Below are 23,555 nucleotides of genomic sequence, written 5' to 3' on the forward strand. Positions count from 1 at the left end.
TGGAGTTGACTCGATGAAAACGACCCTCAAGCCGTTACTGGCCGCTCTGTGTCTGTCTGCTTTTGCCTGCTCCGTTTCCGCCCAAACCATTAAAGCTGCGGATGTCCACCCCGAAGGCTACCCGAACGTGGTGGCGGTGCAGCACATGGGTGAAAAGCTCAAACAACAAACCGACGGCAAGCTGGAGATCAAGGTCTTCCCCGGCGGCGTGCTCGGGGATGAAAAGCAGATGATTGAGCAGGCGCAGATGGGGGCAATCGACATGATCCGCGTCTCGATGGCGCCTGTTGCCGCCATCCTGCCGGATATCGAAGTTTTTACGCTGCCCTACGTGTTCCGTGATGAAGACCACATGCACAGGGTGATCGACGGCGATATTGGCAAGCAGATCGGCGACAAGCTGACCGCGAACCCGAAATCTCGCCTGGTGTTCCTCGGCTGGATGGATTCCGGCACCCGTAACCTGATCACCAAAGAGCCGATCGTCAAACCGGACGATCTGAAAGGGAAGAAAATCCGCGTGCAGGGTAGCCCGGTAGCCCTCGCCACGCTGAAAGACATGGGGGCAAACTCGGTGGCGATGGGCGTGAGCGAGGTTTACAGCGGCATGCAAACCGGCGTGATTGACGGCGCGGAGAATAACCCGCCGACCTTTATCGCCCACAACTACATGCCGGTTGCCAAAAACTACACCCTGAGCGGCCACTTTATTACCCCCGAAATGCTCCTCTATTCAAAAGTGAAATGGGACAAGCTCAGCGCCGACGAGCAGCAAAAGGTCCTGACTCTGGCCCGCGAGGCGCAGTTCGAGCAGCGTAAGCTGTGGAATGCCTACAACAACCAGGCGCTGGCAAAAATGAAAGCGGGCGGGGTGCAGTTCCACGACATCGACAAAACGGTGTTTATCAAGGCTACGGAGCCGGTGCGCGCCCAGTATGGCGACAAGCATCAGGATCTGATGAAAGCCATCGCTGACGTCCAGTAAACCGGAGTACGTATGTCCGAACTCTACCTGAAGTGGATGGACCGTCTGTACCTGCTCGCCATGACCGTGGCGGGCGTCTCGCTGCTGGTCATGACGATAGCGATCCCGATTGGCATCTTCTCACGCTACGTGCTTAACCGCGGGGAATCCTGGCCGGAGCCGATCGCCATTATCTGCATGGTGACCTTTACCTTTATCGGCGCGGCGGTGGGGTATCGCGCCGGATCGCACATCGCGGTAAACATGCTCACCGACCGTCTGCCCGACATGCTGAAAAACCTCTGCGCTCGCGTGGTCGATCTGCTGATGCTGCTGATCTCCGCGCTGATGTTCTGGTACAGCCTCTGGCTGTGCGTCGACCTCTGGGAACAGCCCGTTGCGGAGTTCCCGCTTCTGACGTCCGGCGAAAGCTATCTGCCGCTGCCCGTCGGGTCGGCCATTCTGATCCTGTTTGTGATTGAACGCCTGCTGTTTGGCTCGCAGGAAAACCGTCCCGTCGTGCTCATCGGCAACCACAGCTAAGGGGTGAACAATGGATGCTTTCGTGTTGTTATTCACCCTCGCCATTTTGCTGGCGCTGGGTATGCCGGTGGCCTTTGCCGTGGGCTTGAGCGCCGTGGCGGGCGCGCTGTGGATTGATTTGCCGCTCGAGGCGCTGATGATCCAAATCACCAGCGGGGTGAACAAGTTTACCCTGCTGGCGATCCCGTTCTTCATCCTCGCCGGGGCGATCATGGCGGAAGGGGGCATCGCCCGACGGCTGGTGAATTTTGCCTACGTGTTTGTCGGCTTTATTCGCGGCGGGCTGTCGCTGGTGAATATTGTTGCGTCAACGTTCTTCGGCGCAATTTCCGGTTCATCGGTGGCGGATACGGCCTCCATCGGCAGCGTGATGATCCCGGAGATGGAGAAGAAGGGCTATCCGCGCGAATACGCGGCGGCGGTGACGGCCAGCGGGTCGGTGCAGGCGATTTTAATCCCGCCCAGCCATAACTCGGTCATTTACTCCCTTGCGGCGGGCGGCACAGTCTCTATCGCCACGCTGTTTATCGCGGGCGTCCTTCCGGGGCTGCTGTTGGGATTCTGCCTGATGATCCTGTGCCTTGGCTTTGCCCATAAGCGCGGTTACCCGAAGGGAGAGAAAATTCCGTTTAAGCAGGCGGTGAAGATTTTGCTCGATGCTCTGTGGGGGCTGATGACGGTAGTGATTATCCTCGGCGGGATATTGTCCGGGATATTCACGGCAACCGAATCTGCCGCCGTGGCCTGCCTGTGGGCGTTCTTCGTCACCATGTTTATCTACCGCGACTACAGGTGGAGCGAGCTGCCGAAGCTGATGTGCCGGACGGTCAAAACGGTCACTATTGTGATGATTTTGATAGGCTTTGCCGCGGCGTTTGGCGCGGTGATGACCTATATGCAGCTGCCGACGCGCATCACCGAGTTCTTCACCTCGCTCTCCGATAACAAGTACGTGATCCTGATGTACCTCAACGTCATGCTGCTGCTGATTGGCACCCTGATGGACATGGCGCCGATCATCCTGATCCTGACGCCGGTTCTGCTGCCGGTGACCAACTCGCTGGGGATCGACCCGGTGCATTTCGGGATGATCATGATGGTGAACCTGGGGATTGGGCTTATCACACCGCCGGTCGGGTCGGTGCTGTTCGTGGCAAGCGCGGTGAGCAAGCAGAAGATTGAAACCGTGGTACGCGCCATGCTGCCGTTCTACGGCATGCTGCTGGTGGTACTTGGAATGGTAACGTACATCCCGGCGATTTCATTATGGCTGCCGGGGGTGTTAGGGATGCAGTGACGCCTCTCTTCTCCCTCTCCCCGTGGGAGAGGGTTGGGGTGAGGGCATCAGGCCGCACCCCGGCCCAACCCACTGCCGGGTGGCGGCTACGCCTTACCCGGCCTACGGTTCGATAACGATTTTATTTCCGACGTAATAGCCGCAGCGCATTCGCCGTCACCAGCACCGTCGCCCCCGTATCCGCCAGCACCGCCAGCCACAGGCCGGTCATGCCGAGCAGGGTGGTCACGAGGAATATCCCCTTCAGGCCCAGCGCTATCGCAATGTTCTGTCGAATATTGGCCCGCGTCGCTCGCGCCAGACCAATCATCTGCGCCAGCCCGGTCAGGCGGTTGTGGGTCAGCGCCGCATCCGCCGTCTCCAGCGCCACGTCGGTACCGCTGCCCATCGCAATGCCAATGGTGGAAGCCTTCATCGCAGGCGCATCGTTAATGCCGTCACCGACCATCGCCAGCGGGGCGAATGCGTTCAGTTCGGTGACCGCGCTGACCTTATCCGCGGGCAGCAGTCCGGCTTTAAACTCCAGCCCCAGCTCGTCGGCAATGGCCGCCGCCGCGCGCGGGTTATCGCCGGTGAGTATCACGCCCTGTACGCCCAGCTGATGCAGCGCCGCGACGGCCTCTTTGGCATCGCCACGCAGGGTATCTCGCAGTGCGAGCATTCCCGTCGCCGCGCCGTCCTGCGTGACGACAACGACCGTCTGCCCGGCCTGTTCTAACGCCTCAACCTCTGGATGAGAAGACTTGCCAGCCGCGGCAATGAGCACCTTTTTACCCTCAACAACGGCTTCAATCCCTGACCCGACCAGCGCCCGCTGTGCGGTTGCCGGAGGAATGTTCAGCCCGCGCGCCTGCGCTTCACGCACGATCGCCAGCGCCAGCGGGTGCGTGGAACCTTGCTCCACTGCAGCGGCCAGCATCAGCAGTTCGTTCTCGCTGATATCCTGCGGATACACGCCGGTCACCTGCGGCTTGCCGACGGTCAGCGTGCCGGTTTTATCGAACGCGATATGCTGAACCTGGCTCAGCTGTTCCAGCGCCGCGCCGCCCTTAATCAACGCGCCGCGACGCGCCGCCGCCGCCAGCCCTGACGTAATTGCCGCAGGCGTGGAGATCACCAGCGCGCACGGGCAGCCTATCAGCAGCAGCGTCAGCCCTTTATAAATCCAGCTCTCCCACGGCGCGCCGAAAAACAGCGGCGGAACGAGGGTAACCAGCAGGGCAACCAGCATGATGGCGGGGGTGTAAATCCGGCTGAAGCGATCGATAAAGCGTTCGACCGGCGCACGGCGCTCTTCGGCCTCTTCTATCAGCTTCAGGATGCGGTCAATCGCGCTGTCGCCCGGTTCGGAAAGCACGGTAAGCTGTACCAGACGGTCGACGCTGGTAGCACCCGCAGGCACCTTTTCACCTGCCGCGCGTTCTACGGGGATCGATTCCCCGGTAAGGGCGCTTTCATCAAAGCTGGCGGTGGCGGTAGCGAGGGCACCATCCGCTGGCAGACGCCCGCCGGCGGGAACTTCAATCACGTCGCCCGGGCGCAAGCTATTGATGGCAACCGTTTCACGACGATCGTTCACGACCCGTATCGCGGTTTCCGGCTTTAGCGCCATTAGCGCGCTGACGCCTTTACGCGCGCGGCTCGCTGCCCAGCCCTCAAGTCGTTCGCCGATCAGGAACAGCAGCAGCACCATCGCCGCTTCCGCCGTGGCACCGATGAACAGCGCGCCGATGGCGGCCACGCTCATCAGGGTTTCGATGGCAAACCAGCTGCCGCTTTTCATCAGGCGCAGCGCCTGACGGGCGATGGGGAACAGCCCAACCAGGGTAGTGGCGATAAACGCCAGATTGCCGAGCGGATGGTTAATCTGCTCCAGACCCCAGCTGATGACCATCATGATGATGAGCGCGATGAGGGGCAGGTTTTCTTTTAAAGACGAGGTTTTTTCAGCCGGGGCCGTTTCGCTACGCAGGGTATAACCGGCCTTGCTGACCGCGGCTTCAACCTGTTTGCTGACGTCGTTATCGGCGCTGACCAGCAGCTTCTCGGTAGAAAACAGCACCTGAACGTGGCTTACGCCCGGCACCTGCTTAACCGCATTTTCGACTTTACGCGCGCAGGCCGCGCAGTCCATGCCGTTAACCACCCAGCTGTAGCGATTTCCACTTTCTGGCTGCGTGACGGCCTGCGTTTCGCACGCGCCTTCGCAGCAGCAGTCGTCTTTCGCCGGAACCGGGCTGAGCTTAAGTGCCGAGAATTGTGGAACTTTTTTAGGTATTTCTGGGGTCGACATGGCAGTCTCCGGTAATGATAATTTTCTCATTAACCGCAGCATACACTCTGGAGTCGACTCCAGAGTCAAGCGTTATTTAAATATACAGCGAACGCACGATCAGGAAGTGCCCGGCAAAGTAGCAGGCGGCAGCAATCGCGTTATCCGCGCGGAAGCGGCAGCGATAGTGGCTGCCCAGCCAGACGACATTCCCGATCAGCAGCAGCGCGGCGCCGAAGAACGCGGACATTGCCTGAGACGTCGGACGGAAGAACCACAGCTCGCCCGCCAGCCACACCATCACCAGCGTCATGGCAATGAACGTGCAGACCGGCAAACGCATCTCTTCCAGACGTGACCAGATCACCGCGAGCAGCAGCGCGCCAATCACCAGCAGCACCAGCGGCAGCGGCCAGAAGAACGACAGCGTCATCTGGCTGGCAAAGTAGATGGTGTAGAGCAGGTGCGACAGGAAGAACGCGCCCACGGCATACAGCAGGCGCTGACGCGGCAGCAGCGTTAAGGCATCGCCCACGAGAGATGCACACAGCCCTGCAAGGACCAGATAGCTGACTGCGTTAAACATCGGCGCTTGCCAGGCCAGCAGCAGCAGGAGCAACAGCGTGACGGGTTTAAACAGCCAGCGCTGCCAGGTGGGACCCCGATAGGACGCATCGACAAAAAGCCATGCGGACAAACAGACGGCGATAAATGACCAAAGCATATTAACTCCCTGTAACTGTTGAGGCTGAATAATCAGTTTCTGATCCAGTGTAGTGACGCGAGCGCGCGTTTGGCAATGCCGATGCAGGCAGGGTATCCTGAATTCCGCATAATCTGATGGGATTTTTCAATGAGCAAGATGCCGCTGTTTTTCATTATCGTGGTGGCGATTATCGTTATTGCCGCCTCGTTTCGCTTCGTGCAGCAGCGCCGTGAGAAGGCCGACAACGATGCCGCGCCGCTGGTACAAAAGCGCGTAGTGGTGAGCAATAAGCGCGAAAAAGCCCTGAACGACCGCCGCTCTCGCCAGCAGCAGGTGACGCCCGCGGGTGCCAGCATGCGCTATGAAGCGAGCTTTAAGCCCGAAACCGGCGGCCTGGAAATGACGTTGCGCCTTGAGGCGCAGCAGTACCATCAGCTGACGGTGGGGGAGAAAGGAACGTTGAGCTACAAAGGGTCGCGATTTGAAGGGTTTGAACCGGAGCAGTAATTTTCCCCTCACCCCGGCCCTCTCCCACAGGGAGAAGGTGTAATCGTTCCCTCTCCCTGTGGGAGAGGGTTAGGGTGAGGGCACCGGGCCGCACCTTACTTCTTCACCTGCGCCTTAAACTTTTTCATCCACACCAGCAGTTCAAACACGCCGAAAATAAACACGCGCAGCTGCTGCCAGCCCGTCATCTGCGGCCCGTCTTTCGGCAGACCATTTTTCAGCATCACCATCTGCAGGGCGTGCATGAACGAGGTAAAAATCAGCGCCACGTTAACGAAAATGTTCATCGGGCGCGGGAAGGGGTGCACCAGATTCAGGATCAGGAACGCCCAGACGCCCAGCATCAGCAAACGTCCCAGGTTAATCAGTACCGGCATCGGATCCTCCTTGTGCCTGGCGGTGATAAAGACGATAAGCGACCTGGCCTGCGACCTTTTCGCGGTGCAGATCCCAGTGGGCGGGTACCGGCGGCATACCGTTTTCCACTTCGCTTTCTACATAGATTAGCGCGTCATCCGCCAGCCAGCCGTTTTGCTCCAGCAGGGATAACGTCTCTTCCAGCAGCCCTTTGCGGAACGGCGGGTCGACAAATACCACGCTGTGCGGCGTGCCCGGCTGCGCGAGGAAGCTCAGCGTATTGGTGTTCACCACCTTCGCATTCGTCGCCTTCAGCGTTGCCAGATTTTGCTGCAGCGTCTGCGCAACGCCGCGCTCCATCTCCAGCAGCGTGGCGCTGGCGGCATAGCGCGACAGCGCCTCAAGCCCTAATGCACCGCTTCCGGCGAAGCAGTCCAGGCAGCGGGCGTCTACCATTGACGGGGCGAGCCAGTTAAACAGCGTCTCGCGAACGCGGTCGGTAGTCGGGCGTAGACCGGGGCTGTCCGGCACCGGTAATTTCCGGCCTCGCCACTGGCCGCCGATAATCCGTATTTGACCGGCCGGGGCGCGGTTGGGTTTCTTCATTTCAGGAAAGCTCTGTTAACAATTGGCCTGCGATTGCGGGCGGTGATGTCAATTAAGTAAAGTGTTAGACTATTTCATCATTTTTTTAGCTTCCATGTATATAGCGCCGCGAGGAGTGTAGTCGCAGATGGCAAAACAAAAAAAACGTGGCTTCTTTTCCTGGCTGGGCTTCGGTGAAAAAGAGCAAGAAACAGAACAGAAAACCGAAGAACAACAAGCCGTTGAAGAGCAGTCGCAGCCTGAAACGCCTGTAGAAACCGCCGCGGTTGTCGAAGCGGAAGAAACGGCGCACAGCAAAGAAGAGATTGAATCCTTTGCTGAAGAGGTGGTTGAGATCACTGAACAGGTTCAGGAAAGCGAGAAGCCCGAGCCGGTTGTGATTGAAGAGGTTGCTGAGGTCATCGAGGTTGTCGAGACGCCTCCGGCGGCCATCGAACACGAAGAGCTGCCGCTGCCGGAAGCGGTAAAAGCTGAAGAGGTTTCTGCCGAAGAGTGGCAGGCCGAAGCGGAAACCGTTGAAATTGTTGAAGCGGTGGAAGAAGAAGCGGCACTCGAGCCAGAGCTGACCGACGAAGAGCTGGAAGCCCAGGCGCTGGCGGCAGACGCCGCGGAAGAAGCGGTCATCGTCGTGCCGGTGGAAGAGCAGCCGGAAGAAGATGCCGTTCAGGAGCAGGAAAAACCGACCAAAGAAGGTTTCTTCGCGCGCCTGAAGCGTAGCCTGCTCAAAACCAAAGAAAACTTAGGTTCCGGATTTATCAGTCTGTTCCGCGGCAAAAAGATCGACGACGATCTGTTTGAAGAGCTGGAAGAGCAGCTGCTGATTGCGGACGTGGGTGTGGAAACCACCCGTAAGATCATCGCCAACCTGACCGAAGGGGCGAGCCGCAAGCAGCTGCGTGATGCCGAGGCGCTGTACGGCCTGCTGAAAGACGAGATGGGCGAAATTCTCGCAAAAGTTGACGAACCGCTTAATATTGAAGGCAAAACGCCATTTGTTATTCTGATGGTTGGCGTTAACGGCGTGGGTAAAACCACCACCATCGGCAAGCTGGCGCGTCAGTTCGAGCAGCAGGGTAAATCCGTGATGCTGGCAGCGGGCGATACCTTCCGCGCGGCGGCTGTTGAGCAGCTGCAGGTCTGGGGCCAGCGCAACAATATTCCGGTGATTGCTCAGCATACCGGTGCGGATTCCGCGTCCGTGATCTTCGATGCCATCCAGGCGGCGAAGGCGCGTAACGTAGACGTGCTGATTGCCGATACCGCAGGGCGTTTGCAGAACAAATCGCACCTGATGGAAGAGTTGAAGAAAATCGTCCGCGTCATGAAGAAGCTGGACGAAGAAGCACCGCATGAAATTATGCTGACTATTGACGCCAGCACCGGGCAGAACGCCATTAGCCAGGCGAAGCTGTTCCATGAAGCGGTAGGACTGACGGGGATCGCGCTGACCAAGCTGGACGGCACAGCCAAGGGCGGGGTGATCTTCTCCGTAGCCGACCAGTTCGGCATTCCTATCCGTTACATCGGTGTGGGCGAGCGTATTGAGGATTTGCGTCCGTTTAAGGCGGACGACTTTATTGAGGCATTATTTGCCCGAGAGGACTAACAATGATTCGCTTTGAACACGTCAGCAAGGCCTATCTCGGTGGGAGACAAGCGCTGCAGGGGGTAACATTCCACCTGCAGCCGGGCGAGATGGCATTCCTGACCGGCCATTCCGGCGCGGGGAAAAGTACCCTGCTCAAGCTTATCTGTGGGATCGAACGGCCAAGCGCCGGGAAAATCTTTTTCAGCGGCCATGACATTAGCCGTCTGAAAAACCGGGAAGTGCCGTTCCTGCGTCGTCAGATCGGCATGATTTTCCAGGATCACCACCTGCTGATGGATCGCACCGTTTTCGATAACGTCGCTATCCCGCTGATTATTGCCGGCGCCAGCTATGACGATATCCGCCGTCGCGTCTCTGCGGCGCTGGATAAGGTCGGGCTGTTGGACAAAGCGAAGAACTTCCCGATCCAGCTGTCCGGCGGTGAGCAGCAGCGCGTGGGCATTGCCCGCGCGGTGGTGAACAAGCCTGCCGTACTGCTGGCGGATGAACCGACCGGTAACCTGGACGATGCCCTGTCCGAAGGGATTTTGCGTCTGTTTGAGGAATTCAACCGCGTAGGGGTAACGGTATTGATGGCAACGCACGACATCGGGCTGATTTCCCGTCGTTCGTACCGCATGCTGACCCTGAGCGACGGGCATTTGCACGGAGGCCACGGTGAACAAGCGTGATGCAATAAACCAGATTCGGCAGTTCGGAAACCGGTTTGACCGTTTCCGCAAGCCCCACGGCGGCGGTGACGGCAATCGCAATGCGCCAAAGCGCGCGAAAGCCGCGCCGAAGCCGAACTCCCGCAAAACCAACGTCTTCAACGAGCAGGTGCGCTATGCCTTCCAGGGCGCGTTGCAGGACCTGAAAAGCAAGCCGCTGGCGACGTTCCTGACGGTGATGGTGATTGCCATCTCCCTGACCCTGCCTAGCGTCTGCTATATGGTCTACAAGAACGTTAACCAGGCGGCGTCACAGTATTATCCGTCGCCGCAGATCACCGTCTATCTGGATAAGGCGCTGGACGATAACGCCGCGGCGCAGGTAGTTGGGCAAATCCAGGCCGAGCAGGGCGTGGAGAAGGTCAACTATCTTTCGCGCGATGAAGCGCTGGGCGAGTTCCGCAACTGGTCAGGCTTTGGCGGCGCGCTGGATATGCTGGAAGAGAATCCGCTGCCCGCCGTGGCGGTGGTGATCCCGAAGCTCGATTTCCAGGGGACCGATTCGCTCAACACCCTGCGCGACCGCATCACCCGTATCAACGGGATCGATGAAGTGCGCATGGACGACAGCTGGTTTGCCCGTCTTGCAGCCCTGACCGGGCTGGTGGGGCGCGTGGCGGCGATGATCGGCGTGCTGATGGTGGCGGCGGTGTTCCTCGTCATCGGTAACAGCGTGCGTCTGAGCATCTTCGCCCGTCGCGACACCATCAACGTACAGAAACTGATTGGCGCGACGGATGGTTTCATCCTGCGTCCGTTCCTCTACGGCGGCGCACTGCTCGGTTTTTCCGGCGCATTTCTTTCACTGATATTGTCAGAAATTTTGGTGATGCGGCTCTCCTCTGCCGTCACCGACGTGGCGCAGGTCTTTGGAACTAAGTTTGATATCAGTGGCTTAGGCTTCGATGAGTGCCTGCTGTTGCTGCTGGTCTGCTCCATGATCGGCTGGATTGCCGCCTGGCTGGCAACGGTTCAACATTTACGCCACTTTACTCCCGACTAATAAAAGCGTGATATAATCTTTCCCTGCACCGAGATGTTTGCTCTGCAGGGAAAGTGTCCCTGTTGTCTCTTCCCCTGTTATCATCTTCATGTCACATTTTGTGCGTAATTTATTCACCGTTGCACTCGGAACTTGTGGATAAAATCACTGTCTGATAAAAATGTGAATGCTAATCTCGCTGCTCAAACGCTTTGGTATGGTTGTTGCCTGACGGGGATAACCTGGACCAGAAGAAACATTGAGAGGAATGAATGACCAAAGAAATGCAAACTTTAGCTTTAGCCCCTGTTGGTAACCTGGAGTCTTATATCCGGGCTGCGAACACCTGGCCGATGTTAACGGCCGAGGAAGAGAAGGAGCTTGCTGAAAAGCTGCATTACCAGGGCGATCTGGAAGCAGCTAAGACGCTGATCCTGTCTCACCTGCGCTTTGTTGTTCACGTTGCTCGTAACTACTCGGGCTACGGCCTGCCGCAGGCGGACTTGATTCAGGAAGGTAACATCGGCCTGATGAAGGCGGTACGTCGCTTCAACCCGGAAGTGGGTGTGCGACTGGTCTCCTTTGCCGTGCACTGGATCAAAGCAGAAATTCACGAATACGTCCTGCGTAACTGGCGTATTGTGAAGGTCGCCACGACAAAAGCGCAGCGCAAGCTGTTCTTCAACCTGCGTAAAACCAAGCAGCGTCTGGGCTGGTTCAACCAGGATGAAGTCGAAATGGTGGCGCGCGAGCTGGGCGTATCCAGCAAAGACGTCCGCGAGATGGAATCCCGCATGGCCGCGCAGGACATGACGTTTGATATGTCCTCCGATGATGACGCATCCGACAGCCAGCCGATGGCTCCGGTCCTGTATCTGCAGGATAAGACCTCTAACTTTGCCGACGGCATTGAAGAGGACAACTGGGAAGACCAGGCGGCGAACAAGCTGACCTTCGCGATGGAAGGTCTCGACGAGCGTAGCCAGGATATCATCCGCGCCCGCTGGCTGGACGAAGACAACAAGTCCACGCTGCAGGAGCTGGCCGACCGCTACGGCGTCTCCGCTGAACGTGTGCGTCAGCTTGAAAAGAATGCCATGAAAAAACTTCGCGCCGCTATCGAAGCGTAATTTCCGCGAAGTATGACGAGAACCCTCGAATGCAAATTCGGGGGTTTTGTTTTTTTAGCACCCGCTCTGGCGAATTTCTCCCCCCTGGCAAACACTTACTGATGCGCTAAGCAGGCGACTTTCTGAGGGTGACAGGGTGAAAAATAACGAACTGAACGACCGGCGTTTACAGGCGACGCCGCGCGGTATCGGGGTCATGTGTAATTTCTATGCCGATAAAGCCGAAAACGCCACGGTGTGGGACGTGGAAGGCAACGAGTACATCGACTTCGCCGCGGGGATCGCGGTGCTGAATACCGGCCATCGCCATCCAAAAGTCATTTCCGCCATCGAAAAACAACTCCACGCCTTTACCCATACCGCCTACCAGATTGTGCCGTACGAAGGCTACGTAGCGCTTGCCGAGCGTATCAACGCGCGCGTGCCGATTGAGGGCCCGGCAAAAACGGCCTTCTTCTCAACCGGCGCTGAAGCCGTAGAAAACGCGGTCAAAATCGCCCGCGCGTATACCAGGCGCCCAGGGCTTATCACCTTCGGCGGTGCCTTCCACGGCCGCACCTTTATGACCATGGCGCTGACCGGCAAGGTTGCGCCCTACAAGCTCGGCTTTGGCCCGTTCCCCGGCTCTGTCTATCACGCGCAGTTCCCCAACGACCTGCACGGCATCAGCTCGGCGGAAGCCATCAAAAGCCTCGATCGCATCTTCAAGGCGGATATCGCGCCCGATCAGGTGGCGGCCATTATTCTTGAACCGGTACAGGGTGAAGGCGGTTTTAACGTCGCCCCTGCTGATTTTATGCAGGCGCTGCGTGCCCTTTGCGATACCCACGGGATCCTGCTCATTGCCGATGAAGTACAAACCGGCTTCGCGCGTACCGGCAAGCTGTTCTCGATGGAAAACCACTGCGTGAAGCCCGATCTCATTACCATGGCGAAAAGCCTGGCGGGCGGAATGCCGCTCTCGGCGGTCTCTGGTCGGGCAGAGGTAATGGATGCTCCCGCGCCGGGCGGGCTGGGTGGGACCTATGCGGGTAACCCGCTGGCGATTGCGGCTGCGCATGCGGTGCTGGACGTGATTGACGAGGAAGATCTCTGCACCCGGGCAGCGCACCTTGGCCACCATCTGGTGGAGGTGCTGCATAAAGCGAAGGACAGCTGTGCGTATATCGCCGATATCCGCGCGCAGGGTTCGATGGTGGCGGTGGAGTTCAACGATCCGCAAACCGGACAGCCTTCACCGGAGTTCACCCGCGAGGTGCAGGCGCGCGCGCTGCAGGAGGGGCTGTTGCTCCTGAGCTGCGGCGTGTACGGCAATGTGATTCGCTTCCTCTATCCGCTCACCATCCCCGAGGCGCAGTTCCGCCAGGCGCTGGATATTATTTCCGCCTCGCTGACACGATAAAGCCAAATGCCCGGCGCAAAACGGCGCCGGGCGTAGCATAGATACATTTCAAATTAGCTATTCCAAAATCATAAAATTCGGGTATGTTTTAGCAGAGTATGCTGAAAAAGCGCGAACAGCACGCCTATAAATGAAATAAAGCGCTACACAACAACATCACAACAATCGTTATAACCAGAACAATGGGGATTCTCAGGATGAACATGAAGGGTAAAGCGTTACTGGCAGGATGTATGGCGTTGGCATTCAGCGCAATGGCTCAGGCAGACATCAAAGTGGCTGTTGTGGGCGCCATGTCCGGCCCGGTAGCCCAGTACGGCGACCAGGAATTTACCGGCGCAGAGCAGGCGGTTGCAGACATTAATGCCAAGGGCGGCATCAAGGGCGAAAAACTGCAGATCGTAAAATATGATGATGCCTGTGACCCGAAACAGGCGGTCGCTGTGGCGAACAAAGTGGTGAATGACGGGATCAAATACGTTATCGGTCACCTGTGCTCCTCTTCAACACAGCCTGCATCTGACATCTACGAAGACGAAGGCATTCTGATGATCACCCCGGCGGCAACCGCGCCGGAGCTGACGGCTCGCGGCTATAAGTTGATCCTGCGCACCACCGGTCTGGACTCTGACCAGGGTCCAACCGCCGCTAAATACATCGTTGATAAAGTGAAGCCGAAGCGCATCGCCATCGTTCACGACAAGCAGCAGTACGGTGAAGGCCTGGCGCGCTCCGTCCAGGACAACCTGAAGAAAGCCAATGCTGACGTGGTGTTCTTCGACGGCATCACCGCCGGTGAAAAAGACTTCTCTACCCTGGTGGCGCGTCTGAAGAAAGAGAATATCGATTTCGTTTACTACGGTGGCTACCACCCGGAAATGGGACAGATCCTGCGCCAGGCGCGCGCTGCCGGTCTGAAAACCCAGTTCATGGGCCCGGAAGGCGTGGCGAACGTGTCTCTGTCTAACATCGCGGGTGAATCTGCTGAAGGCCTGCTGGTGACCAAGCCGAAGAACTACGATCAGGTACCGGCGAACAAACCCATCGTAGATGCGATTAAGGCGAAGAAACAGGATCCAAGCGGCGCGTTCGTCTGGACCACCTACGCGGCGCTGCAGTCTCTGCAGGCAGGCCTGAACCAGTCAGCCGATCCGGCTGAGATTGCCACCTGGCTGAAAGCGAACTCCGTAGAAACCGTGATGGGGCCGCTGTCCTGGGATGAGAAGGGCGATCTGAAGGGCTTCGAGTTCGGCGTGTTTGACTGGCACGCTAACGGAACTGCTACAGACGCAAAATAAAACTGGTGCGGGTTGATACCCTCACCCTAACCCTCTCCCACAGGGAGAGGGGACCGCTCGGTGTTCTCCCTCTCCCCGTGGGAGAGGGCCGGGGTGAGGGCATCAGGCCGCACACATTTAGCGCTTCTCCCATCCGTTCGCCTGCGCCGTAAACCCTAACGCCTGCATAAATGCCGCCATCACGCTGCGGTCTTCCACGCCCACGTCGGCCATCCACCAGGAGGTCACGCTCGGGTTGTCGCGAATCACCTCTTCAATCAAATACTGCCCCACGCCGCGACGGCGGGTGACGTCGCGCACGCGCAGCGAGTCCAGCGCGCCTTCCGTGCCGCTCAGCGTCACGCGAACGGCGGCCAGCAGACGCTCGTTAAAGCGCGCGGCATAAATTCGGTGGTTCTCGTCGACGGTCAGCGACGAGGGGGAATATTCCGGCCAGATTTTGCCCAGGTCGATACGATCCTGGTCGCTAAAGGTCACCAGACGCACGATAGTCAGTTTCATTAGCTGCTTGTCCAAATCAAATAGAGTGCGGCCAGTGTACTCAATTTATTTGCTCAGACGCTTTCTCTTTTTAACCCCCTTTACCAGGCGATTAGTTTTTTGGCGTGGCGTTGTGCAGTTCGAAAACACATGGATCGAAAAATAAGCAGAATTTTAACCTGAAGGGTAGTGATTTATTCGGCGCTTTGTACCGTTATTTTATGCTGCAAACTGCGCTTTTATTTGTTTATCTCTGCCTGATTTCAGAATATTATCTTTGCTTAATCGCCTGAAAAATAGAGATATTAGTCTGGTTTTTGACAAAAAACCGCGCTAAACCATTAAAGGCACTGGTAAAAATAGCGTTGTTCATTAAAAGTACAGAATGCTTTTTAACCATAATAAAACAAAATATAAACATCACGTCACGAATGGGGATTCAGAGATGAAAAGGAACGCGAAAGCAATAATCGCGGGAATGGTTGCACTGGCGATTTCGCAGGCAGCGATGGCGGACGATATTAAAGTTGCGGTAGTCGGCGCGATGTCCGGTCCTGTTGCCCAGTGGGGCGATATGGAATTCAACGGCGCGCGTCAGGCTATCAAAGACATCAACGCCAAAGGCGGGATCAAAGGCGACAAGCTGGTGGACGTGGAGTATGACGACGCCTGCGATCCAAAACAGGCCGTCGCGGTCGCCAATAAAATCGTTAACGACGGCATCCAGTATGTGATTGGCCACCTGTGTTCATCCTCCACCCAGCCCGCGTCTGATATCTACGAAGACGAAGGCATCCTGATGATCACTCCCGGTGCGACTAACCCTGAGCTGACCCAGCGCGGCTACCAGCACATCATGCGCACCGCCGGTCTGGACTCCTCACAGGGACCAACCGCCGCTAAATACATCCTCGAGACCGTTAAGCCGCAGCGCATTGCCATCATCCATGACAAACAGCAGTACGGCGAAGGCCTGGCGCGCTCCGTACAGGACGGCCTGAAAAAAGGCGGCGCGAACATCGTCTTCTTCGACGGCATTACCGCCGGTGAGAAAGATTTCTCCGCGCTGATTGCCCGTCTGCAAAAAGAGAATATCGACTTCGTCTACTACGGCGGCTACTACCCGGAAATGGGGCAGATGCTGCGCCAGGCGCGCGCCACCGGCCTGAAAACCCAGTTCATGGGGCCTGAGGGCGTGGGCAACGCCTCCCTGTCAAACATCGCGGGGGATTCTGCCGAAGGCATGCTGGTCACGATGCCAAAACGCTATGACCAGGATCCGGCCAACAAGGCTATCGTAGATGCGCTCAAGGCGCAGAAGAAGGATCCGAGCGGCCCGTACGTGTGGATCACCTATGCCGCCGTGCAGTCTCTGGCGACCGCGCTGGAGCGTACCGGCAGCAAAGAGCCGCTGGATCTGGTGAAAGATTTAAAAGCACACGGGGCGAACACCGTGATTGGGCCGCTGAACTGGGATGAGAAAGGCGATCTGAAGGGATTTGAATTTGGTGTCTTTAAGTGGCACGCCGACGGTTCATCCTCGGCCGCCAAATAATAATCCCACCGCCCGGCGAGCCGGGCGGGTATAAAAAGGTTTGCATATGTCCGAGCAGTTTCTCTATTTCCTGCAGCAGATGTTTAACGGCGTCACGCTGGGAAGCACCTACGCGCTGATCGCCATCGGCTACACGATGGTTTACGGCATTATCGGCATGATCAACTTCGCCCACGGCGAGGTGTACATGATCGGTAGCTACGTCTCCTTTATGATCATTGCCGCGCTGATGATGATGGGCATCGACAGCAGCTGGCTGCTGGTCGCGGCCGGGTTTGTCGGCGCGATTGTGATAGCCAGCGCCTACGGCTGGAGCATCGAGCGCGTGGCCTACCGGCCGGTGCGCAGCTCCAAGCGCCTGATCGCGCTGATCTCCGCGATTGGTATGTCGATATTCCTGCAAAACTACGTCAGCCTGACCGAAGGCTCGCGCGACGTTGCGCTGCCAAGCCTGTTTAACGGCCAGTGGATTGTGGGGGCCAGCGAAAACTTCTCTGCCACCATCACCACCATGCAGCTGGTCATCTGGGTTGTAACCTTCCTGGCGATGCTCGCCCTGACCATTTTCATCCGCTACTCACGCATGGGACGCGCCTGCCGCGCCTGCGCGGAAGACCTGAAGATGGCGAGCCTGCTCGGCATCAACACCGACCGCGTGATTGCCCTGACCTTCGTGATCGGCGCGGCGATGGCGGCGGTGGCAGGCGTGCTGCTCGGCCAGTTCTACGGCGTGATTAACCCATACATCGGCTTTATGGCCGGGATGAAAGCCTTCACCGCCGCGGTGCTTGGCGGTATCGGCAGCATTCCGGGCGCGATGATCGGCGGCCTGATCCTGGGCGTGGCCGAAGCGCTCTCCTCGGCGTACCTGAGCACAGAATATAAAGACGTGGTGTCGTTTGCCCTGCTGATTCTGGTTCTGCTGGTCATGCCTACCGGTATTCTGGGCCGTCCGGAGGTAGAGAAAGTATGAAACCGATGCATTTTGCAATGGCGCTGCTCTCTGCGGCCATGTTCTTCGTGCTGGCGGGCGTCTTTATGGGCGTCCAGCTCGAGCTGGACGGCACTAAGCTGGTGGTCGATACCGCTCCCGACATCCGCTGGCAGTGGGTGTTTGTCGGCACCGCCGTGGTGTTCCTGTTCCAGCTGCTGCGTCCGGTGTTCCATAAGACGATGAAAAACGTCTCCGGCCCGAAGTTCGTGCTGCCGGCCATCGACGGTTCTACCGTGAAGCAGAAGCTGTTCCTCGTGGCGCTGCTGGTCGCGGCCGTGGCGTGGCCGTTCGTGGTGTCGCGCGGCACGGTCGATATCGCCACCCTGACCATGATCTACGTGATTCTGGGTCTCGGTCTGAACGTGGTGGTGGGTCTGTCTGGCCTGCTGGTGCTGGGTTACGGCGGCTTCTACGCCATCGGTGCCTACACCTTCGCGCTGCTCAACCACTATTACGGCCTCGGCTTCTGGACCTGCCTGCCGCTGGCGGGGCTGGTCTCTGCCGCCGCGGGCTTCCTGCTCGGCTTCCCGGTGCTGCGCCTGCGCGGTGACTATCTGGCGATTGTGACCTTAGGCTTCGGCGAAATCGTCCGTATCCTGCTGCTCAACAATACCGAAGTGACCGGCGGCCCGAACGGCATCAGCCAGATCCCGAAACCGACCTTCTTCGGTCTGGAGTTCAGCCGTACCGCCCGCGAAGGCGGCTGGGACACCTTCAGCAACTTCTTTGGCATCAAGTACGACCCGTCCGACCGCGTGATCTGGCTCTATCTGGTGGCGCTGCTGCTGGTGGTGATTACCCTGTTTGTGATCAACCGTCTGCTGCGCATGCCGCTCGGCCGCGCGTGGGAAGCGCTGCGCGAAGATGAAATTGCCTGCCGCTCGCTGGGCCTGAACCCGACCCGCATCAAGCTGACCGCGTTCACCATCAGCGCCGCGTTTGCCGGTTTCGCCGGAACGCTGTTTGCCGCGCGTCAGGGCTTCGTCAGCCCGGAATCCTTCACCTTTGCCGAATCGGCCTTCGTGCTGGCGATTGTGGTGCTCGGCGGGATGGGCTCGCAGTTCGCCGTTATCCTCGCGGCCATCCTGCTGGTGGTCTCACGCGAGCTGATGCGTGACTTTAACGAATACAGCATGCTGATGCTGGGTGGTTTGATGGTGCTGATGATGATCTGGCGTCCGCAGGGCCTGCTGCCGATGACCCGTCCCCAGCTGAAGCTGAAGAACGGGCAAGCAAAAGGAGAGCAGGCATGAGTCAGCCATTATTATCCGTTAGCGGCCTGATGATGCGTTTTGGCGGCCTGCTGGCGGTCAACAACGTAAATCTGGATCTGCATAAGAAAGAGATCGTCTCCCTGATTGGCCCGAACGGCGCGGGGAAAACCACGGTCTTCAACTGCCTGACCGGCTTCTATAAGCCGACGGGCGGCACCATCATGCTGCGCGACCAGCACCTGGAAGGGCTGCCGGGCCAGCAGATTGCCCGCATGGGCGTGGTGCGTACCTTCCAGCACGTGCGTCTGTTCCGCGAGATGACGGTGATTGAAAACCTGCTGGTGGCACAGCACCAGCAGCTCAAAACCGGCCTGTTCTCCGGCCTGCTGAAAACCCCGGCCTTCCGCCGCGCGCAGGAGGAGGCGCTCGACCGCGCCGCCACCTGGCTCGACCGTATCGGCCTGCTCCAGCACGCCAACCGTCAGGCGAGCAACCTGGCCTACGGCGATCAGCGTCGTCTGGAGATCGTGCGCTGCATGGTGACGCAGCCGGAAATTCTGATGCTCGACGAACCGGCGGCGGGCCTCAACCCGAAAGAGACCAAAGAGCTGGACGAGCTGATTGCCGAGCTGCGTGACCATCACGACACCACCATTCTGCTGATTGAGCATGACATGAAGCTGGTGATGGGCATTTCGGATCGTATCTACGTGGTAAACCAGGGCACGCCGCTGGCAAACGGGACGCCGGAAGAGATCCGCAACAACCCGGACGTGATCCGCGCATACCTTGGTGAGGCATAAGATGGAAAAAGCGATGTTAACGTTTGACAAGGTCAACGCGCACTACGGCAAGATCCAGGCGCTGCACGACGTCAGCCTGCACATCAATCAGGGCGAAATCGTCACCCTGATCGGGGCCAACGGCGCGGGTAAAACCACGCTGCTCGGCACCCTGTGCGGCGACCCGCGCGCCACCAGCGGGCGGATTGTGTTTGATGATAAAGACATTACCGACTGGCAGACCGCTAAAATCATGCGCGAAGCGGTGGCGATTGTGCCGGAAGGGCGTCGCGTGTTTTCCCGCATGACGGTGGAAGAGAACCTGGCGATGGGCGGCTTCTTCGCCCACCGCGACCAGTTTCAGACCCGCATCAAGTGGGTATACGAGCTTTTCCCGCGCCTGTGGGAGCGCCGTATCCAGCGTGCGGGCACCATGTCCGGCGGCGAGCAGCAGATGCTGGCGATTGGCCGCGCGCTGATGAGCCAGCCGCGCCTGCTGCTGCTGGACGAGCCGTCGCTCGGCCTGGCGCCGATCATCATCCAGCAGATTTTTGACACTATCGAACAGCTGCGTAAAGAGGGGATGACCATCTTCCTCGTCGAGCAGAACGCCAACCAGGCGCTGAAGCTCGCCGACCGTGGCTACGTGCTGGAGAACGGCCGCGTGGTGCTGGAGGATACCGGCGACGCGCTGCTGGCGAACGAGGCGGTGCGGAGCGCGTATTTAGGCGGCTGATCGCGTTTCCCCCTCTCCCTCAAGGGAGAGGGAACCGATCGCTTTTCTCCCTCTCCCCGTGGGAGAGGGCCGGGGTGATGGCACCAGACCGCACCCAACCACACACCCAACCCCCTTCACACAACCATCATCCCCCTGACGCCTGACTGTCACTTATCTGTAAACAAACAGTTATTTTTCTGTCATTCGAGCATGTCATGTTACCTCGCGAGCATAAAACGCGTGATATCGCGCATCCGGCACAATAAGAGAGATGACAATGACATCGTTACGACACACAGCTTTGGGTCTGGCACTGGGTCTGGCTTTTGCGACGAACGCAATGGCTGTGACCACCATTCCGTTCTGGCACTCTATGGAAGGGGAGTTGGGTAAAGAGGTTGACTCCCTGGCGCAGCGTTTCAACGACACCCACCCGGATTACAAAATTGTGCCGGTGTATAAAGGCAACTACGAGCAGAGCCTGAGCGCGGGCATCGCCGCCTTCCGTACCGGCAACGCGCCAGCCCTGTTACAGGTTTATGAAGTGGGCACCGCCACCATGATGGCCTCTAAAGCCATCAAGCCGGTCTACGAAGTGTTCAAAGATGCGGGCATCAACTTCGACGAATCACAGTTCGTGCCGACCGTTTCCGGTTACTACACCGATTCCAAAACCGGCCACCTGCTGTCCCAGCCGTTTAACAGCTCCACCCCGGTGCTGTACTACAACAAAGACGCGTTCAAGAAAGCCGGTTTAGACCCGGAGCAGCCGCCAAAAACCTGGCAGGATCTGGCCGAGTACACCGCGAAGCTGAAAGCGGCAGGGATGAAGTGCGGCTACGCCAGCGGCTGGCAGGGCTGGATCCAGATTGAAAACTTCAGCGCCTGGCACGGCCTGCCGGTGGCGACCAAAAACAACGGCTTCGACGGCACCGACGCGGTACTGGAGTTCAACAAGCCTGAGCAGGTGAAGCACATCGCGCTGCTGGAGGAACTCAACAAGAAGGGCGACTTCAGCTACTTCGGCCGTAAAGACGAATCTACCGAGAAGTTCTACAACGGCGACTGCGCCATTACCACCGCCTCGTCCGGCTCGCTGGCGGATATCCGCCACTACGCCAAATTTAACTACGGCGTGGGCATGATGCCGTATGACGCCGACGTGAAGGGCGCGCCGCAGAACGCCATCATCGGCGGGGCGAGCCTGTGGGTGATGCAGGGCAAAGACAGCGGCACCTACAAAGGCGTAGCCGAGTTCCTGGATTTCCTGGCGAAGCCTGAAAATGCGGCCGAGTGGCACCAGAAGACCGGCTATCTGCCGATCACCAAAGCCGCGTACGACCTGACCCGCGAGCAGGGCTTCTACAGCAAGAACCCAGGGGCGGACATTGCGACGCGCCAGATGCTGAACAAGCCGCCGTTGCCGTTCACCAAAGGCCTGCGTCTGGGCAACATGCCGCAGATCCGCACCATCGTGGATGAAGAGCTGGAAAGCGTGTGGACCGGTAAGAAAACGCCACAGCAGGCGCTGGACTCTGCGGTAGAGCGCGGGAATCAGCTGCTGCGCCGCTTTGAGCAGTCGACGAAGTCTTAATCTTTTTACCCTCACCCTAACCCTCTCCCAAAGGGAGAGGGAACGTATACCCCCTCTCCCTTTGGGAGAGGGCGGGGGTGAGGGGAAACCAACTTGAGCTAACCTATGTCATCATCCCGTCCGGTGTTCCGTTCCCGCTGGCTGCCGTACCTGCTGGTCGCGCCGCAGCTGGTCATCACCGTCATCTTCTTTATCTGGCCTGCGGGCGAAGCGCTGTGGTACTCGGTACAAAGCGTCGATCCGTTCGGGCTTTCCAGCCAGTTTGTGGGTCTGGAGAATTTTGCCGCCCTGTGGCACGACAGCTACTACATCGACGCCTTCTGGACGACGATCAAATTCAGCACCCTGGTGACCGTCAGCGGCCTTCTCGCCTCGCTGTTCTTCGCCGCGCTGGTCGACTACGTGGTGCGCGGCAGCCGTATTTATCAAACGCTGATGCTGCTGCCCTATGCCGTGGCCCCCGCCGTGGCGGCCGTGCTGTGGATCTTCCTGTTTAACCCGGGGCGCGGGCTGATTACCCATTTCCTGGCCGAACTGGGTTACGACTGGAACCACGCCCAGAACAGCGGCCAGGCGATGTTCCTGGTGGTCTTTGCCTCCGTGTGGAAGCAGATCAGCTACAACTTCCTGTTCTTCTTTGCCGCGCTGCAGTCCATTCCGCGCTCGCTGGTGGAAGCCGCGGCAATTGACGGCGCAGGCCCGGTTCGCCGCTTCTTCAGGCTGTCGCTGCCGCTGATCGCCCCGGTGAGTTTCTTCCTGCTGGTGGTTAACCTCGTGTACGCCTTCTTCGACACTTTCCCGGTGATCGACGCGGCCACCGCGGGCGGCCCGGTGCAGGCGACGACGACGCTTATCTATAAGATCTACCGCGAAGGTTTTGCCGGCCTGGATCTCTCTGCCTCTGCCGCGCAGTCCGTGGTGCTGATGTTCCTCGTCATCATCCTCACGGTGGTGCAGTTCCGCTACGTTGAAAGTAAGGTGCGCTACCAATGATTGAGAACCGTCGCGGGCTGACGATTTTCAGCCATACCATGCTGATTTTAGGGATTATCGTCATCCTGTTCCCCCTGTACGTGGCCTTCGTTGCCGCCACGCTGGACACCAAAGCGGTGTTCGACACGCCGATGACGCTGATCCCAGGCGGACATCTTTTCGAGAACATGAAGACCATCTGGACCCAGGGCGTGGGGGCCAACAGCGCGCCGTTCTGGCTGATGATGCTCAACAGCTTCATCATGGCGTTCGGCATTACGGTCGGCAAAATTACGGTGTCGATGCTTTCGGCCTTCGCCATCGTCTGGTTCCGCTTTCCGTTGCGTAACCTCTTCTTCTGGATGATCTTCATCACCTTGATGCTGCCGGTGGAGGTGCGTATCTTCCCGACGGTGGAGGTCATTGCCAACCTTGGGATGCTCGACAGCTACGCAGGCTTAACCCTGCCGCTGATGGCCTCGGCGACCGCCACCTTCCTGTTCCGCCAGTTCTTTATGACCCTGCCGGACGAGCTGATTGAAGCGGCGCGAATCGACGGCGCGTCGCCGATGCGCTTCTTCCGCGACATCGTGCTGCCGCTGTCGAAAACCAACCTCGCGGCGCTGTTTGTGATCACCTTTATCTACGGCTGGAACCAGTATCTGTGGCCGCTGCTGATTATTCAGGACGTCAACCTCGGCACCGCCGTGGCGGGCATCAAAGGCATGATCGCCACCGGCGAAGGCACCACACTCTGGAACCAGGTGATGGCGGCAATGCTGCTCACCCTTATCCCCCCGGTCGTTATCGTTTTAGCCATGCAGCGTGCGTTTGTGCGTGGTTTAGTGGACAGTGAGAAATAA

At 58.4% G+C, this 23,555-nt stretch carries 23 protein-coding genes; 18 read left to right on the forward strand and 5 right to left on the reverse strand.

What is annotated here, in order from left to right; all coding sequences use genetic code 11:
- Positions 1-13 precede the first annotated feature (13 nt).
- The 3 genes from D5067_RS01380 to D5067_RS01390 are packed head-to-tail and all read left to right on the forward strand — an operon-like array spanning position 14 to position 2,804.
- Positions 14-985, forward strand: coding sequence for a TRAP transporter substrate-binding protein (locus tag D5067_RS01380; RefSeq protein ID WP_119937552.1), 972 nt, complete (start codon positions 14-16; stop codon positions 983-985).
- Between the two features lie 12 nt (positions 986-997).
- Positions 998-1,507, forward strand: coding sequence for a TRAP transporter small permease (locus D5067_RS01385; RefSeq protein WP_047716443.1), 510 nt, complete (start codon positions 998-1,000; stop codon positions 1,505-1,507).
- 10 nt (positions 1,508-1,517) lie between these two features.
- Complete coding sequence (locus D5067_RS01390; RefSeq protein WP_119937553.1) at positions 1,518-2,804, forward strand: TRAP transporter large permease; 1,287 nt, start codon at positions 1,518-1,520, stop codon at positions 2,802-2,804.
- A gap of 121 nt (positions 2,805-2,925) precedes the next feature.
- Here the strand turns inward: D5067_RS01390 and zntA are convergent, their stop codons facing one another.
- Together zntA and D5067_RS01400 are read right to left on the reverse strand one after the other, a co-directional pair.
- Positions 2,926-5,097, reverse strand: coding sequence for a Zn(II)/Cd(II)/Pb(II) translocating P-type ATPase ZntA (gene zntA / locus D5067_RS01395; RefSeq protein ID WP_119937554.1), 2,172 nt, complete (start codon positions 5,095-5,097; stop codon positions 2,926-2,928).
- A 76-nt stretch (positions 5,098-5,173) separates the two neighbouring features.
- Positions 5,174-5,800, reverse strand: coding sequence for a lysoplasmalogenase (locus tag D5067_RS01400; protein WP_119937555.1), 627 nt, complete (start codon positions 5,798-5,800; stop codon positions 5,174-5,176).
- Positions 5,801-5,929: 129 nt separating this feature from the next.
- Between D5067_RS01400 and D5067_RS01405 the strand changes: the two genes are divergently transcribed.
- Entirely contained in the window at positions 5,930-6,289 is a 360-nt protein-coding gene (locus D5067_RS01405) for a DUF2500 domain-containing protein (protein ID WP_119937556.1), read from the forward strand.
- Positions 6,290-6,384: 95 nt separating this feature from the next.
- On the opposite strand, the gene D5067_RS01410 is transcribed toward D5067_RS01405, so the two are convergent.
- Complete coding sequence (locus tag D5067_RS01410; protein WP_010436509.1) at positions 6,385-6,666, reverse strand: DUF1145 family protein; 282 nt, start codon at positions 6,664-6,666, stop codon at positions 6,385-6,387.
- The gene (rsmD, locus tag D5067_RS01415) at positions 6,650-7,252 is read right to left on the reverse strand and encodes a 16S rRNA (guanine(966)-N(2))-methyltransferase (protein WP_119937557.1); all 603 of its coding nucleotides are present in this window, start codon (positions 7,250-7,252) and stop codon (positions 6,650-6,652) included. Before rsmD ends, D5067_RS01410 begins: the two co-directional genes overlap by 17 nt.
- 127 nt (positions 7,253-7,379) lie before the next feature.
- Between rsmD and ftsY the strand changes: the two genes are divergently transcribed.
- The 6 genes from ftsY to livJ all read left to right on the forward strand — a co-directional run bounded on the left by ftsY (position 7,380) and on the right by livJ (position 14,383).
- The gene (gene ftsY / locus D5067_RS01420) at positions 7,380-8,858 is read left to right on the forward strand and encodes a signal recognition particle-docking protein FtsY (protein WP_119937558.1); all 1,479 of its coding nucleotides are present in this window, start codon (positions 7,380-7,382) and stop codon (positions 8,856-8,858) included.
- A 2-nt stretch (positions 8,859-8,860) separates the two neighbouring features.
- Positions 8,861-9,532, forward strand: a complete 672-nt coding sequence (gene ftsE, locus D5067_RS01425; protein ID WP_119937559.1) for a cell division ATP-binding protein FtsE — start codon at positions 8,861-8,863, stop codon at positions 9,530-9,532.
- Entirely contained in the window at positions 9,519-10,574 is a 1,056-nt protein-coding gene (ftsX, locus tag D5067_RS01430; protein WP_119937560.1) for a permease-like cell division protein FtsX, read from the forward strand. Before ftsE ends, ftsX begins: the two co-directional genes overlap by 14 nt.
- Before the next feature lie 251 nt (positions 10,575-10,825).
- Positions 10,826-11,683, forward strand: a complete 858-nt coding sequence (gene rpoH / locus D5067_RS01435; RefSeq protein WP_010436497.1) for an RNA polymerase sigma factor RpoH — start codon at positions 10,826-10,828, stop codon at positions 11,681-11,683.
- A 136-nt stretch (positions 11,684-11,819) separates the two neighbouring features.
- A complete protein-coding gene (locus tag D5067_RS01440; protein ID WP_119937561.1) occupies positions 11,820-13,085 on the forward strand; it encodes a 4-aminobutyrate--2-oxoglutarate transaminase in 1,266 nt (421 codons plus the stop codon).
- A 197-nt stretch (positions 13,086-13,282) separates the two neighbouring features.
- On the forward strand, positions 13,283-14,383 hold the full coding sequence (gene livJ / locus D5067_RS01445; protein WP_119937562.1) for a branched chain amino acid ABC transporter substrate-binding protein LivJ: 1,101 nt from the start codon (positions 13,283-13,285) through the stop codon (positions 14,381-14,383).
- A gap of 117 nt (positions 14,384-14,500) precedes the next feature.
- Here the strand turns inward: livJ and panM are convergent, their stop codons facing one another.
- Positions 14,501-14,884, reverse strand: a complete 384-nt coding sequence (gene panM / locus D5067_RS01450; protein ID WP_119937563.1) for an aspartate 1-decarboxylase autocleavage activator PanM — start codon at positions 14,882-14,884, stop codon at positions 14,501-14,503.
- A 424-nt stretch (positions 14,885-15,308) separates the two neighbouring features.
- Here panM and livK point away from each other — a divergent pair, with 424 nt between their 5' ends.
- The 8 genes from livK (at position 15,309) to ugpE (ending at position 23,555) form a co-directional block, all read left to right on the forward strand.
- Positions 15,309-16,418, forward strand: a complete 1,110-nt coding sequence (livK, locus tag D5067_RS01455; protein ID WP_119937564.1) for a high-affinity branched-chain amino acid ABC transporter substrate-binding protein LivK — start codon at positions 15,309-15,311, stop codon at positions 16,416-16,418.
- Between the two features lie 46 nt (positions 16,419-16,464).
- On the forward strand, positions 16,465-17,391 hold the full coding sequence (livH, locus tag D5067_RS01460; RefSeq protein WP_119937565.1) for a high-affinity branched-chain amino acid ABC transporter permease LivH: 927 nt from the start codon (positions 16,465-16,467) through the stop codon (positions 17,389-17,391).
- Entirely contained in the window at positions 17,388-18,665 is a 1,278-nt protein-coding gene (locus tag D5067_RS01465; RefSeq protein WP_119937566.1) for a high-affinity branched-chain amino acid ABC transporter permease LivM, read from the forward strand. The genes livH and D5067_RS01465 overlap by 4 nt, the downstream gene beginning before the upstream one ends.
- On the forward strand, positions 18,662-19,429 hold the full coding sequence (gene livG, locus D5067_RS01470; protein WP_119937567.1) for a high-affinity branched-chain amino acid ABC transporter ATP-binding protein LivG: 768 nt from the start codon (positions 18,662-18,664) through the stop codon (positions 19,427-19,429). The genes D5067_RS01465 and livG overlap by 4 nt, the downstream gene beginning before the upstream one ends.
- Before the next feature lies 1 nt (position 19,430).
- Entirely contained in the window at positions 19,431-20,144 is a 714-nt protein-coding gene (gene livF, locus D5067_RS01475) for a high-affinity branched-chain amino acid ABC transporter ATP-binding protein LivF (RefSeq protein WP_119937568.1), read from the forward strand.
- A 259-nt stretch (positions 20,145-20,403) separates the two neighbouring features.
- Positions 20,404-21,720 (forward strand): sn-glycerol-3-phosphate ABC transporter substrate-binding protein UgpB, encoded by a 1,317-nt coding sequence (ugpB, locus tag D5067_RS01480; RefSeq protein WP_119937569.1) that lies wholly within the window; start codon positions 20,404-20,406, stop codon positions 21,718-21,720.
- 105 nt (positions 21,721-21,825) lie between these two features.
- Positions 21,826-22,713 carry a sn-glycerol-3-phosphate ABC transporter permease UgpA gene (ugpA, locus tag D5067_RS01485; RefSeq protein ID WP_119937570.1) on the forward strand — a complete coding sequence of 296 codons (888 nt, stop codon included), beginning with the start codon at positions 21,826-21,828 and terminating at the stop codon, positions 22,711-22,713.
- Positions 22,710-23,555 (forward strand): sn-glycerol-3-phosphate ABC transporter permease UgpE, encoded by an 846-nt coding sequence (ugpE, locus tag D5067_RS01490; RefSeq protein WP_119937571.1) that lies wholly within the window; start codon positions 22,710-22,712, stop codon positions 23,553-23,555. Before ugpA ends, ugpE begins: the two co-directional genes overlap by 4 nt.

It is taken from the genome of Enterobacter huaxiensis (assembly GCF_003594935.2).
Lineage (GTDB): Bacteria > Pseudomonadota > Gammaproteobacteria > Enterobacterales > Enterobacteriaceae > Enterobacter > Enterobacter huaxiensis.

Excerpts from the sequence above, each read along its gene's own strand:
- ugpE (WP_119937571.1), top strand. The coding sequence starts at position 22,710 with ATGATTGAGAACCGTCGCGGGCTGACGATTTTCAGCCATACCATGCTG.
- D5067_RS01465 (WP_119937566.1), top strand. The coding sequence starts at position 17,388 with ATGAAACCGATGCATTTTGCAATGGCGCTGCTCTCTGCGGCCATGTTC.
- ftsY (WP_119937558.1), top strand. The coding sequence starts at position 7,380 with ATGGCAAAACAAAAAAAACGTGGCTTCTTTTCCTGGCTGGGCTTCGGT.
- livF (WP_119937568.1), top strand. The coding sequence starts at position 19,431 with ATGGAAAAAGCGATGTTAACGTTTGACAAGGTCAACGCGCACTACGGC.
- livJ (WP_119937562.1), top strand. The coding sequence starts at position 13,283 with ATGAACATGAAGGGTAAAGCGTTACTGGCAGGATGTATGGCGTTGGCA.
- rsmD (WP_119937557.1), bottom strand. The coding sequence starts at position 7,252 with ATGAAGAAACCCAACCGCGCCCCGGCCGGTCAAATACGGATTATCGGC.
- livG (WP_119937567.1), top strand. The coding sequence starts at position 18,662 with ATGAGTCAGCCATTATTATCCGTTAGCGGCCTGATGATGCGTTTTGGC.
- D5067_RS01405 (WP_119937556.1), top strand. The coding sequence starts at position 5,930 with ATGAGCAAGATGCCGCTGTTTTTCATTATCGTGGTGGCGATTATCGTT.
- ftsE (WP_119937559.1), top strand. The coding sequence starts at position 8,861 with ATGATTCGCTTTGAACACGTCAGCAAGGCCTATCTCGGTGGGAGACAA.
- ugpB (WP_119937569.1), top strand. The coding sequence starts at position 20,404 with ATGACATCGTTACGACACACAGCTTTGGGTCTGGCACTGGGTCTGGCT.
- livH (WP_119937565.1), top strand. The coding sequence starts at position 16,465 with ATGTCCGAGCAGTTTCTCTATTTCCTGCAGCAGATGTTTAACGGCGTC.
- D5067_RS01385 (WP_047716443.1), top strand. The coding sequence starts at position 998 with ATGTCCGAACTCTACCTGAAGTGGATGGACCGTCTGTACCTGCTCGCC.
- zntA (WP_119937554.1), bottom strand. The coding sequence starts at position 5,097 with ATGTCGACCCCAGAAATACCTAAAAAAGTTCCACAATTCTCGGCACTT.
- panM (WP_119937563.1), bottom strand. The coding sequence starts at position 14,884 with ATGAAACTGACTATCGTGCGTCTGGTGACCTTTAGCGACCAGGATCGT.
- livK (WP_119937564.1), top strand. The coding sequence starts at position 15,309 with ATGAAAAGGAACGCGAAAGCAATAATCGCGGGAATGGTTGCACTGGCG.
- D5067_RS01410 (WP_010436509.1), bottom strand. The coding sequence starts at position 6,666 with ATGCCGGTACTGATTAACCTGGGACGTTTGCTGATGCTGGGCGTCTGG.
- D5067_RS01400 (WP_119937555.1), bottom strand. The coding sequence starts at position 5,800 with ATGCTTTGGTCATTTATCGCCGTCTGTTTGTCCGCATGGCTTTTTGTC.
- D5067_RS01390 (WP_119937553.1), top strand. The coding sequence starts at position 1,518 with ATGGATGCTTTCGTGTTGTTATTCACCCTCGCCATTTTGCTGGCGCTG.
- ugpA (WP_119937570.1), top strand. The coding sequence starts at position 21,826 with ATGTCATCATCCCGTCCGGTGTTCCGTTCCCGCTGGCTGCCGTACCTG.
- D5067_RS01380 (WP_119937552.1), top strand. The coding sequence starts at position 14 with ATGAAAACGACCCTCAAGCCGTTACTGGCCGCTCTGTGTCTGTCTGCT.
- rpoH (WP_010436497.1), top strand. The coding sequence starts at position 10,826 with ATGACCAAAGAAATGCAAACTTTAGCTTTAGCCCCTGTTGGTAACCTG.